12 protein-coding genes are annotated in these 11,341 nt (G+C 50.0%); 5 read left to right on the top strand and 7 right to left on the bottom strand.

Translation table 11 applies throughout. From position 1 onward, the window contains the following. Window positions 1-6 precede the first annotated feature (6 nt). The 5 genes from OFAG_RS01415 to rpe all read right to left on the bottom strand — a co-directional run bounded on the left by OFAG_RS01415 (window position 7) and on the right by rpe (window position 5,019). The gene (locus OFAG_RS01415) at window positions 7-573 is read right to left on the bottom strand and encodes a DUF4390 domain-containing protein (protein WP_040719302.1); all 567 of its coding nucleotides are present in this window, start codon (window positions 571-573) and stop codon (window positions 7-9) included. Between the two features lie 40 nt (window positions 574-613). Continuing rightward, complete coding sequence (gene rsmB / locus OFAG_RS01420) at window positions 614-1,939, bottom strand: 16S rRNA (cytosine(967)-C(5))-methyltransferase RsmB (RefSeq protein WP_005878069.1); 1,326 nt, start codon at window positions 1,937-1,939, stop codon at window positions 614-616. Between the two features lie 25 nt (window positions 1,940-1,964). Then, window positions 1,965-3,461: an anthranilate synthase component I gene (trpE, locus tag OFAG_RS01425; RefSeq protein WP_005878064.1), complete on the bottom strand. Its 1,497-nt coding sequence runs from the start codon at window positions 3,459-3,461 to the stop codon at window positions 1,965-1,967. Window positions 3,462-3,637: 176 nt separating this feature from the next. Continuing rightward, complete coding sequence (locus OFAG_RS01430; protein ID WP_020994715.1) at window positions 3,638-4,330, bottom strand: phosphoglycolate phosphatase; 693 nt, start codon at window positions 4,328-4,330, stop codon at window positions 3,638-3,640. 5 nt (window positions 4,331-4,335) lie between these two features. Then, window positions 4,336-5,019: a ribulose-phosphate 3-epimerase gene (gene rpe / locus OFAG_RS01435; RefSeq protein WP_005878060.1), complete on the bottom strand. Its 684-nt coding sequence runs from the start codon at window positions 5,017-5,019 to the stop codon at window positions 4,336-4,338. 130 nt (window positions 5,020-5,149) lie between these two features. Between rpe and apaG the strand changes: the two genes are divergently transcribed. Beyond that, entirely contained in the window at window positions 5,150-5,524 is a 375-nt protein-coding gene (apaG, locus tag OFAG_RS01440) for a Co2+/Mg2+ efflux protein ApaG (RefSeq protein WP_005878058.1), read from the top strand. 119 nt (window positions 5,525-5,643) lie between these two features. Then, complete coding sequence (gene mltA / locus OFAG_RS01445; RefSeq protein WP_005878056.1) at window positions 5,644-6,801, top strand: murein transglycosylase A; 1,158 nt, start codon at window positions 5,644-5,646, stop codon at window positions 6,799-6,801. A 21-nt stretch (window positions 6,802-6,822) separates the two neighbouring features. Here mltA and OFAG_RS01450 read toward each other — a convergent pair whose 3' ends face one another. Then, window positions 6,823-7,260 carry a universal stress protein gene (locus tag OFAG_RS01450; protein ID WP_005878051.1) on the bottom strand — a complete coding sequence of 146 codons (438 nt, stop codon included), beginning with the start codon at window positions 7,258-7,260 and terminating at the stop codon, window positions 6,823-6,825. Window positions 7,261-7,405: 145 nt separating this feature from the next. Between OFAG_RS01450 and OFAG_RS01455 the strand changes: the two genes are divergently transcribed. Next, window positions 7,406-7,678, top strand: a complete 273-nt coding sequence (locus tag OFAG_RS01455; protein WP_005878048.1) for a DUF4404 family protein — start codon at window positions 7,406-7,408, stop codon at window positions 7,676-7,678. A 373-nt stretch (window positions 7,679-8,051) separates the two neighbouring features. Next, on the top strand, window positions 8,052-10,082 hold the full coding sequence (locus tag OFAG_RS01460) for a primosomal protein N' (protein WP_005878046.1): 2,031 nt from the start codon (window positions 8,052-8,054) through the stop codon (window positions 10,080-10,082). Between the two features lie 19 nt (window positions 10,083-10,101). Here OFAG_RS01460 and OFAG_RS01465 read toward each other — a convergent pair whose 3' ends face one another. Further along, window positions 10,102-10,983, bottom strand: coding sequence for a transglycosylase SLT domain-containing protein (locus OFAG_RS01465; protein WP_005878044.1), 882 nt, complete (start codon window positions 10,981-10,983; stop codon window positions 10,102-10,104). A gap of 77 nt (window positions 10,984-11,060) precedes the next feature. On the opposite strand from OFAG_RS01465, the gene OFAG_RS01470 reads away from it, so the two are divergent. Then, on the top strand, window positions 11,061-11,333 hold the full coding sequence (locus OFAG_RS01470; protein ID WP_020994717.1) for a hypothetical protein: 273 nt from the start codon (window positions 11,061-11,063) through the stop codon (window positions 11,331-11,333). Window positions 11,334-11,341: the final 8 nt, after the last annotated feature.

The following is an 11,341-nucleotide window of genomic DNA, read 5'->3' on the forward strand; positions in this document are numbered from 1 at the left end:
TTTCTGTTAGGGCATATAAGAAAACCGTTTCCATTCGGAAGCCAGTCTCCAGTCGCGATTGTTCAGGGCGTTTATCTGAAACGGTTTGGGTAACTGGGAAACATCCAGCATTACCCGTACGGAAACATGATATTTTTCACCTGCTTCAAGATCGGATATGTCTGCTATGGCCCAGCCGGGCGGATAGCGGATGGCAGACAGGACATCTTCCAGCGATCCATAATTTCTTTGTAAGGTGCCGGGGATGGATATACTGTATTGTCTTGTCAGGACGTTATAGGAAATACGGGTGGTTCTGGATTTGGAAACCGGGACGTCATCGAACCAGAAAGCTCTGGGACGTCTGATCTCTACTTCGGTTTTGAAATAAAGCGGAATACCGTGCAACAGGGTTTCTTCCAGACTGTGATTGAACTCCAGCGAGAAGCTGGTCAGCAATCGGTAAGTATTGTCGGAAAATTCGATTTTTGCCGTATTGATCTGGATATCGTCTGCGGCAACAGACGATACCGGATTTATTGCCAGGACAGCAAAGGCAAGAAAAGAAAAGAATTGTAATAATCGGCGTATCACGGATCGTAAAGTAGGTACATTGTTTCTATATGATAGCCTGTTATGTTTTTTTAAACAAAGCATAAAACAGGCCATCGTGATCATTCATTCCATTGACTGTCGGCAGCAATTGTCCCGGTGCTGGGAGTCGAAGTGCGCCAGAGTATGCCGCAAACGCTTCAGCCTGACGCTCGGATTCTTCAGGCCAGATGGAGCAGGTTGCCAAAAGAAGTTTGCCTCCGGGCTTTAGCATGGGCCATAAATTCTTCAGAATCCGTGCAGAAACCAGCGACAGTTCGTGCGAATCGCTTTGTCTTCTCAACCAGCGGATATCCGGGTGTCGTCTAATGATACCAGAAGCGGTACAGGGAACATCGGCCAGAATGCAATCGAACAGGCTTTTGTCCCACCAGTCTGACCGGGTCGCGTCGCCCGTTTTTATATCTGCCCTTAAACCGAGACGCTCCAGATTTTCCTGGATCATCCTTAAACGGCGGCGGTCGCGATCGAGCGCAAGCAAGTCGATATGGGCCATTTCCAGCATGTGGCCGGCTTTGCCGCCGGGAGCGGCGCAGGCGTCCAGCACTTTCATCCCGTCTTCAAGACCCAGCAGCGGCGCCGCCAGTTGTGCGGCGGCATCCTGAACCGAGACAAGCCCTTCCATAAAACCGGGTATGCGATTGACCGGAATCGGCTGGATCAGCTTGACGGCATAAGGCCCGATTGCCATGCACCCGATTCCTGCCGCTTCCGCCAGTTCCAGATAATCGTTAACCGTCGTTTTCCTCACGTTCACGCGCAGTGTCAAAGGGGGAACTCCGTTTCCGGCTGAGAGAATGGTTTTCCAGTGTACCGGATAAGCTTGCTGTGCCTGTTCGATCCACCAGCCCGGATAATTCCAGGAGGCTTCGGAGTCTTGTCGCGCCGCTTTCAGAAAATTCGGCTGTTCGCGCAGAAAACGTCTCAGGACGGCGTTAACCAGTCCTTTCGCTTTTCTGAGTACGCGTATTGCCGCTGCCGCCTCAACGGCTTGATCGACTGTCGTATAGGGTTCGTAACGCAAGGTGTTGTTTTCCGGTATCAGCAAGGCGAGCGCACAATGCAGAAGACTTTGAAGCATGACGGGTTCGGGCGGACGTGTCGTCAGTTTGCGGGTCAGGAAGCTGACCAGTCCCAATTGACGAAGAGTGTGGTACGCGATGTCCTGAATGGCGCCCCGTGCAGCGGCATCAGCAGAAACGTCCGAAAAGACAGCAGTGAGTGCATCCGGCAGGGATTGGCCTTTAGCTACGCGGGTGACCGCATCGGCCGCTCCCGCCAACCGGAAAGCCAGGGATTCAGGCGCCAGTCTGTTATCAGTAAAAACGGAATTTTTGTGTTTGACCACACTGGCTCCTTCGGTATGGATGGCCTTATTGCAGGGAATTGTCCGTTCCGTCCTGAACTTGTTCTGCCGCGCGGATAACGGCCCGGGCCTTGTTTTCCGTTTCCTGCAGCTCGGATTCGGGTGAAGAGTCTGCCACGATGCCGGCGCCAGCGCCAACATACAACATGTCTTTGTAGATAACGCCGGTGCGAATGGCGATAGCCAGATCCATTTCGCCGCCAAAAGAGAGATAGCCGCAGGCACCGCCGTAAATGCCGCGTTTGACCGGTTCCATTTCGTCGATAATTTCCATCGCGCGTACTTTTGGCGCTCCCGAAAGCGTACCGGCCGGGAATGTCGCTTTCAACACGTCCAGGTTGGACAATCCCGGTTTCAGCAGACCTTCCACATTGGAGACGATATGCTGGACATGGGAATATTTTTCAATCGCCATTTTTTCCGTGACCTTGACGCTTCCTATTCGGGCGATACGGCCGATATCGTTGCGGGCAAGGTCAATCAGCATAACGTGTTCCGCGATTTCTTTCGTATCGGAGAGCAGTTCGGAAGCGAGCTGACTGTCTTTTTCAGGAGTGGTTCCCCGGGGACGCGTTCCAGCCAGCGGCCGGACAATCACTTTGCGTCCTTCGGGTGTATTTTCCTGACGTACCAGAATTTCCGGTGAAGAGCCGATGATATGAAGATCTTCAAAATGATAATAGTAAAGATAGGGAGACGGATTCAGCGCTCTTAAGGAACGGTAAAGCGACAAAGGCGAATCTGCATACGGCTTTCTCAAACGCTGGCTTAAAACGACCTGCATGCAGTCGCCGTTGGCGATGTAATCTTTGGTTTTCTGAACAGCCGAAAGAAAATCTTCCTTTTTGAAATCGCGGATAACTTCGGTACGCCGGCTGCCGTTCATGGCCGGCGCAATCGCCGGCATGTCCAGCATGGCACGCAATTCACGAAGGCGCTGCCTGGCTGTGGAATAGGCTTCAGGACGGTTTGGATCCGCATAAACGATGAGATAGAGTTTTCCGGAAAGGTTGTCTATAACAGCCAGTTCTTCCGTTAGCAGAAGCTGGATATCGGGAAATCCCAGATCGTCTTCCGGTGCCGAATCCTGCAACTTCGGCTCGATGTAACGGATGGTATCGTAACCGAAATACCCGGCGAGACCGCCACAGAAACGCGGCAGTCCAGGCCGGATGGCAACCTGGAAGCGCGATTGATATTCTGCAATGAAATCAAGGGGATTGCCATCGTTTGTTTCAACAATCTTTCCCTCTTTCACCACTTCGGTTTTCATTCCGTGGGAACGTAAAACAGTGGAGGCGGGAAGACCTATAAAAGAGTAACGGCCGAAACGTTCGCCGCCGACTACCGATTCAAGCAGAAACGAATTTCTGCCTTGATGATTGTGCTGTGTCAGTTTCAGATAAAGCGAAAGAGGGGTGTCCAGGTCGGCAATGGCTTCAACGATCAGCGGAATACGGTTATAGCCCTGATTGGCAAGGGCCTTGAATTCGAGTTCAGTCATGGGTTTCTCCAGTTCGCAAAGGCGAAATATTCAAAAAACAGGCCAATCCGGCAAGCGGAAGGCTGCAAACTTGTTTAATACGACAAGATTTGCCAGCGTCGCCACAATCCGCCTGAGATAAGTCGGGATCGGGAATACTCCGGTTTTTTGACGAGAAACATGTTTGGCAAAAACTTTCAGGAAACAAGATTGGCTGCTTGCAGCAAACTGGACACCGTAGCGTCCGGATTCATTTCTTCAACAGGTTTTCCGTAATTATAACCATATGGCACCATAAATAGGGAACACCCGGCCGCACGGGCTGCCTGCGCGTCATTGATGGAATCGCCGATAGCGACTGCCTGATCCGGCCGGTAACCGAATTTTCTGCAAGCCATCTGCATGGGGAAAGGATCAGGTTTTTTGACGAGAAAGGTGTCTGAACAGTAAATAAGATTAAAGTAAGAATAAAGATTGTTTTTGGCAAGCAGAGGCTCTGTGAAGATGGACGGCTTGTTCGTTACGCAGGCAATGTTGAGCTTTTTTTCACGCATGAGCTTCAAACCTTCCCGGACACCGGGAAAAACCGTGCTGTGTTCGCCATTGACGATGCGGTAATACTTGTAAAACAGCGTCATGGCGATATTCATGGTTTTTTCGACTTCATCGGATTCCAGATGAACCGACAGGGTACTCCGTACGAGATTTTGTGTGCCACGGCCGACAAACAGGCGTATGGACGAGACATCGACAGGCGGAAGCGCCAGTTCTTTCAGCATGCCGTTCAAGGCGACATCAAGATCGGGCACTGAATCGATCATCGTGCCGTCCAGGTCGAGAATGATCACATGAATGTCGGTCAGGGGTAATTTCTGGGAAGTTTTCTGCATGACGTTCAATCCGAAATGGGGGACACGACCGTGTTCAACTGTTCTCTCATCTGCCGTATCACGGTGGCGTAATCAGGTTCGTTGAAGATGGCCGATCCGGAAACGAAAGTATCCGCACCTGCGCGGGCAACCTCGGCGATATTCTCCACTTTGATCCCGCCGTCGACTTCAAGCATGATCTGCCTGCCGGATGAATCGATCATGGCGCGTGCCGTTTCGATTTTTTTCAGGGCATGCGGAATGAAAGACTGGCCGCCGAACCCGGGATTGACCGACATAATCAGAATAAGATCGAGTTTGTCCATGACATGAAGCAGATAGTCCAGCGGGGTGGCCGGGTTGAAAACGAGGCCTGCCTTGCAACCGTTGTCGTGGATCAATTGCAAGGTCCGGTCGATATGTTCTGATGCTTCAGGATGAAAGGAAATAATGTCGGCGCCTGCTTTGGCGAAATCCGGAACAAGACGATCGACCGGTTTGACCATCAGGTGGACATCAATCGGCACTTTTACCAGCGGGCGGATGGCGGAGCATACCATGGGGCCAATGGTCAGGTTCGGAACGTAGTGATTGTCCATCACATCGAAATGGATCATGTCCGCGCCGGCAGCGACGACATCACGTACTTCCTTGCCCAATTGCGCAAAATCGGCTGAAAGTATGCTGGGAGCGATGCGGTAAGTAGTCATGGGAATACAGGTTAAATAGGTGAAACCGTTATTTTATACCGGCGGCATCGGAAAGAACTTTGGCGAGCCGCAAATTCAGGAGTTTTGTATCGTTGGATAATAACGCTTATTTGAAAAGAAGAGGATTTGAATGAGTTCTCAAGCATTGGATGTCTCGGTTACCACGAGATACATAGATGATCAGTCTGCACCTGACCGGGGCAGTTACGTCTTTACGTACTCCGTGACGATCAAAAATACAGGGCAAGTAGGCGCCCAGCTGATCGCCCGTCACTGGATCATTACGGACGCCAACAACCATGTGGAGGAAATTCGCGGACTGGGCGTTGTGGGCCGGCAGCCCTTGTTGAAGCCCGGGGAAGAATTCGAATATACCAGCGGTACGGCACTGTCAACTCCGCAGGGATCAATGCAGGGAGAATTTTTGTGCGTGACGGAAAAAGGAGAACAGTTTCAGGTGAAAATCCCCGAATTCGTGCTGTCTTTGCCGAGAACACTTCACTAAAATCCTGATAAACGCTTGTATGACGGTTTGGACGGCTCATAATGGCTTATGATACGGAACAGAATGTTTTTATGGCCCAGGCGGCTGTTCCGGTCGATTAAAGAGCACAGGTTCCGATTATGTTTGGCAAACGTTTTATTCCGTATTTTGTTTTAGTCTGTCTGGCAGTTTTGCTGGCGTCCTGTACAACGACGCCCCCGGAGATTCCTGAACCGGAAGTCGTGCCGCCCGAAAGACGGCAACGGGTTTCATTTACCGATTTGCCGGACTGGAATACTGACAATATGAAGGCTGTCTGGCCTGCTTTCCTAAACAGTTGCCGCGCTATCGGGAAAAGGACAGACTGGCAGAACATTTGCCTGAAAGCGCGCGGCATCGATAAAAATGATCAGGCCGCTATCCGTACCTTTTTCGAATCGTATTTCGACCCTTACCGGATTGTCGGCGAAAACGGCTCGGATACAGGACTCGCTACAGGCTACTATGAACCCTTGTTAACTGGCAGCCGGAACCGGAAAGGAAAATTCCAGACGGCCTTGTACCGGCAACCGGACGATTTGCTGGTTATTGATCTGGCGAGTGCTTATCCTCAATTGAAGGGGTTGCGGCTGAGGGGAAAGCTGGAGGGACACCGGGTCGTTCCTTACGACACGCGTGCCGAAATTGAAAAATCCGGAAAACTGGACGGTAATGAAATTGTCTGGGTCGATGATGTCCTGGATGCGTTTTTTCTGGAAATTCAGGGATCGGGAAGGGTGTATTTGCCGGAATCGGGCGAAACGATCCGGTTGGCCTATGCCAACCAGAATGGTCGTCCCTATCGTTCTATCGGCCGGTATCTGCTTGACAAGGGGGAGTTGAAGCCGGGGCAGGCATCGGCACAGCAGATCAAGGAGTGGATCCGCAAAAATCCGGAACGCTTGAGAGAGGTACTGGATGCCAATCCAAGCTATGTTTTTTTTCGGGAGGAAAAAATAACCGATCCGGAAGAGGGGCCGAAAGGAGCGCTGGGCATCCCCCTGACAGCGGAACGTTCCATCGCTGTCGATCCGCGCCATATTCCATTAGGTGCCCCGGTATTTATTGATACGACGCAGCCTTACAGTCCGGTACCTTTGCGAAAATTGGTGATGGCGCAGGATACAGGCGGTGCGATAAAAGGAGCTGTACGGGCGGATTATTTCTGGGGGTTTGGTTCAGATGCAGGAAAACAGGCAGGGAAAATGAAGCAAAAACTCAAAATCTGGCTGCTTCTTCCGAAACAGCCAGAAAAATGAAAAGTCCGGTCAGGAGGTTTTTTAACGATAGACAAGAACCGGAACCTGGGCAGTGGCGAGCACTTTCTGGGTTTCGCTGCCGATGAAAAGTTTGTTCAGACCTTTTCGTCCATTGGAAGCCATAAAAATACAGTCGCAATGGTATTCACTGGCAGCCCGAACGATTTCTTCATGCGGTTTCGTCGATTGGGTGACAACCGTTTCGCATGGAACGCCGGCGGCTTTGGCCAGTTCCGCAATGCGCTGCACTCTGGACTGTGCCGAGAGCTGTTCGCGTACCATATAATCGGATTCTCCCGATTTGGTCAGGGATTCGATTTGATTGAAGGAGAGCGGTTCGGCGACAGAAAAACCGACGATTTCACAGCCCGCATGGCTTTTTGCAAATTCAATAGCGGCTGCAATCGCTTTTTCGGACAGTACGCTGCCATCAGTAGGAACCAAAATTTTTCTGTACATGTTGCCTCCGTTGCGGTTGATTAAAAAAGGTTGCCATTAAAGATAATGATAGTCCATGACGTGAATCAAGACGATACGTCCAGCCAACTTTTTCGGCAGGGATGGAAATGAATTCGATTAATGCGGCGTTTTTATTGAAAAGGAGATGAAAATGGTTGAAATCAACGATATGCTGGATCAGATCCATACCCATATTGCGAAAACGGAAAAAGTCGATCCGGCACTCCAGAAAGAATTCCGTGAACTGGACAAAAATATCCGTGCAATGAAAACAGTGCAAAACGAAAATGGAGCGACTGAACTGGCCGAACTGGATAAACAGGCCAGACTTCTGGCGGCCAGATTTGAAGCGAAACATCCGCATGTTGGCGGACTGATCATGCAGTTGTCGAATATCCTGCAAAGTATGGGCGTGTAACGGACGGGACGGACGCGCTGATTCGCGTCCGAAAACCCGTGGTTTTCCTTTTTTTGGAAAAATCCGGATAATGACAGAACGAGAAATGTCAAGTCCGTTTCTTTTTTATATCAAAGTTATGCACAAAAAAATAAAGAAATATTTTTGAAATTATTTTTTTTTGTAATTTTTTATTGGTTTTTAAGTTATTGATTTTCAACAATTATTTTTTTGCATTCCAGATAGGCAATTTGTTGGAAACCGCATAAATACTGGGGCAGAGGTTTGTCAATAGCTTATTTTCCACAATGTTATCCACAAACTTTGTGGATAGGTGAAAAAGGTCTTACAAAATCGATGCTTAGCCTCTATACACAGGGTTTACATTAAGTTGATGTCGTATCTTATCGTTCAGGTTGTTTTCGATACACCTCTTGACTTTTATTTTGATTATCGTTACCCCCCGGCTTTGGCGGATGAGCGCAAACCGCATGTCGGTCAGCTGATTGTTGTGCCATTCGGGCGTCGTGAGGAAACGGGCCTGATTGTGGGGATAAAAGATCACAGCGATGTAGATGAAAGCAAACTGAAGGATGTTATCTCTCTCTGTCAGGAAGTGCCGCCGCTCCCGAAAGACTGGATTGATTTATGTCGTTTTGCGGCCCGTTATTATCAGCGTTCACTGGGTGAGGTGGCCTTGCCTGCTGTCCCCAAAAAAATACGGCAGCATAAAAAACTCGCTATCAAACGTGCTCTGAAAGCCCTTGAAAAAAAAGATGGCGAAATCCCGGGCGCAAAAGTGGACAAACCCGAACTGCATCAGGCTCAACAGAAGGCTGTTTCGGCAATAATGAATTCAGGCGGCTTTGCGCCTTTCGTTCTGTATGGCGTGACGGGCAGCGGCAAGACGGAGATCTATTTGCAGGCGACAGAGCAAACGCTGGAAAAAACGCCGGATGTCCAGGTTTTGATCATGGTGCCGGAAATCAACCTGACGCCACAGCTGGAAAAATCGGTCCGGGATCGTTTCCCGCAAGCAAGTATCGCCACACTGCATAGCCGGTTGACGGAAAGCGACAGGCTGAAAAACTGGCTGGGGATTCTGACCGGGAATGCGCGTATTATTCTGGGCACACGTCTGGCCATACTGGCGCCGGCGCCCAAACTGGGATTGATCATTGTTGATGAAGAGCACGATCCCTCCTATAAACAACAGGAAGGATTGCGTTATTCTGCCAGGGATCTGGCAGTCTGGCGCGCCAGTCAATTGAAAATTCCTGTCGTGCTGGGATCCGCTACGCCTTCACTGGAAAGCTGGCAACGCGTGTTGACGGGGCATTACACCAAGCTTGAATTGCCTGAGCGGGCGGTAAAGGACGCACTTCTTCCGAGCATCAGTCTGATCGATACAACGAGGCAGGCAATGAATAACGGTCTTTCCCCTGAACTGGTAGCGGCAATCAGGCGGCGGCTTGAAAAAGGCGAGCAATCACTGCTTTTTTTAAACAGGAGAGGTTACGCCCCCGTTATGACTTGTGAAGCCTGTGGATGGGTCAGCGCATGTACGCGATGTTCCGCCTACATGGTTTACCATAAAGCGCATCGGCTGCTTCGCTGCCATCATTGTGGCCTGGAACGTCCTATTCCCCGCGTATGTCCGGATTGCGGAAATGCAGACCTGCAAATGCTGGGCCGTGGAACGCAGCGGATTGAAGAAGGGCTGAAAATCTGCTTTCCCGAGGCTGGCGTTTTGCGTATTGATGCCGATTCAACGAGCAAAAAGGGAAGCCTGCTGGCTGCCTTGCAAAGTGTGCACCGCGGAGAAATCGATATTGTTGTCGGTACGCAAATGATTGCCAAGGGGCACGATTTCCGGAACCTGACGCTGGTAGGGGTTCTGAATCCGGATACAGCGCTTTTTTCGCATGACTATCGGGCGGGCGAAAGATTGTTCGCGCAACTTATGCAAGTGGCGGGGCGTGCAGGGCGCAGTTCGCAGAAAACGGGAGCAAACGCCAGTGAAGTATTGATACAGACGCGTTATCCTGCACACCCTTTGTATCAGGCGGCACTGTCACACAATTATGAAAAGTATGTGAATGTGTTGCTGGCTGAGAGAAAAAGCGCACGGCTTCCCCCTTTCGGTTATCAGGCCCTCCTTTCGGCAGAAGCCAGAAAAATCGAAACGGCACTGGCTTTTCTGCAAGAAGCCAGTGCGCTTGTTCCGTACAGGGACGGAATTGTCATTAATGAAGCCGTTCCAATGGCCATGATGCGCATAGCCAACATGGAACGAGCGCAGTTACTGATTGAATCGGCGTCGCGGCCAGACCTTCAGCACATGCTGCGAGAATGGGTGCCGCAACTCAGAAACAAAAGGACAAATGTTCGCTGGCATATCGAAGTCGATCCGATCGCCATCTGAATTTCTCCCTTCTCACTCATTACAGCAGCGCAGGGTTGTCACTTATAGCGCTTTCTTTTTTTTCCTGTCCGGTCAGCGGTGCGGTATTGATGACTTTCTTTTGCCGGATGGAACGTTTGGAGACGGATTTCGCCTGGACCAGAACAGGCACGCGCGAGCCACTGGCAACGGCTTTCAGTTTCCGGTATTCCGTAAGAACCTTGGCGCCGTACCCTCCATCGTGACTCATGGCCGCCGCCCCAACATAGCTTTTCAGTCCCAATTCAACAGAACCCTTCTGTTTGACATATTCCTTGAGGATTTTTGCGCCGACCTTGATGTTGACGACAGGATCCAGGGCATACTGAATGCCGCCATGATCCTCGAATTTATCGGCATGGACTTTGGCCATAACCTGCATAAGGCCCTGCGCGCCAACAGAGCTTTCGGCGTATGGATTGAAACGCGATTCAATGGCCATGACTGCCAGAATGAGATGAGGGTCCAGGCCGATATCGAAAGCGGTTTTATAAGCGGTTGTTACAAACAGATTTGACGCTTTGCCGGCAATACGATATCGCTTGGATATCCATGAAGCTACACGTTGCTTTTGCTTGAGCTCATCCAGTTTGGAATGTTCTTCCGTTTGCATGAGGTCGGTTTTGATCAGGCTGGCGGTTTCGGGCAAAGTATGAGACGCGCTTGCATGAGCCTCGCTGATCGGTAATGAATCGCCGACGTTTCTGGCAAGTTCCGGCCTGATGCAAAAAAAGGCAATAACAAGCAGCAGCAGACCAGTGCCAACTATCCACATTCTGGGATGGGAGGCGATAAGCAACCGTTTGGGAGCGATGGAAAACAGATGTGTTGTCTTGTTTTTCAAATTCGGTAAATGAAATAGTTTAAAAAAAGAATGAAACATGAAAACCTCCCGGATACACTCAACGACGCAAACGGGAAAAGCGTCTTTTGCCGTTTTTTTGCATCGTTTTCCGAAAAATGTCCGTTTACGTCAAAAGTGAAGTGAAACGGATGAACTCCATGGAGCTGCAGTATGCTTGTGGAGTTGAGCTTGGCAACTGTTTAAACTGCAGAAAGGCTTTTGCCTACCGAAGAGCTCGTGATGCGCCACCTATTGAAGCGGAATTTTTCCGCTGTGTAATGACGAGCATCAATTTATTGAATGATATATTTGTTTCTGGAAATTTCTTCATTATGGAACTGGGCGCATTTTATGTGGGGTTTTATATCAAGTCAATTATAAAAACATGAATATATAT

It is taken from the genome of Oxalobacter paraformigenes (assembly GCF_000158475.2).
In the GTDB taxonomy this organism is placed as follows: Bacteria; Pseudomonadota; Gammaproteobacteria; order Burkholderiales; family Burkholderiaceae_D; genus Oxalobacter; species Oxalobacter paraformigenes.

What these genes read in the sequence shown, in the direction of transcription:
- trpE (WP_005878064.1), bottom strand. Translation starts at nt 3,461, where the DNA reads ATGACTGAACTCGAATTCAAGGCCCTTGCCAATCAGGGCTATAACCGT.
- OFAG_RS01430 (WP_020994715.1), bottom strand. Translation starts at nt 4,330, where the DNA reads ATGCAGAAAACTTCCCAGAAATTACCCCTGACCGACATTCATGTGATC.
- rpe (WP_005878060.1), bottom strand. Translation starts at nt 5,019, where the DNA reads ATGACTACTTACCGCATCGCTCCCAGCATACTTTCAGCCGATTTTGCG.
- apaG (WP_005878058.1), top strand. Translation starts at nt 5,150, where the DNA reads ATGAGTTCTCAAGCATTGGATGTCTCGGTTACCACGAGATACATAGAT.
- mltA (WP_005878056.1), top strand. Translation starts at nt 5,644, where the DNA reads ATGTTTGGCAAACGTTTTATTCCGTATTTTGTTTTAGTCTGTCTGGCA.
- OFAG_RS01450 (WP_005878051.1), bottom strand. Translation starts at nt 7,260, where the DNA reads ATGTACAGAAAAATTTTGGTTCCTACTGATGGCAGCGTACTGTCCGAA.
- OFAG_RS01455 (WP_005878048.1), top strand. Translation starts at nt 7,406, where the DNA reads ATGAAAATGGTTGAAATCAACGATATGCTGGATCAGATCCATACCCAT.
- OFAG_RS01460 (WP_005878046.1), top strand. Translation starts at nt 8,052, where the DNA reads ATGTCGTATCTTATCGTTCAGGTTGTTTTCGATACACCTCTTGACTTT.
- OFAG_RS01465 (WP_005878044.1), bottom strand. Translation starts at nt 10,983, where the DNA reads ATGTTTCATTCTTTTTTTAAACTATTTCATTTACCGAATTTGAAAAAC.
- OFAG_RS01470 (WP_020994717.1), top strand. Translation starts at nt 11,061, where the DNA reads ATGTCCGTTTACGTCAAAAGTGAAGTGAAACGGATGAACTCCATGGAG.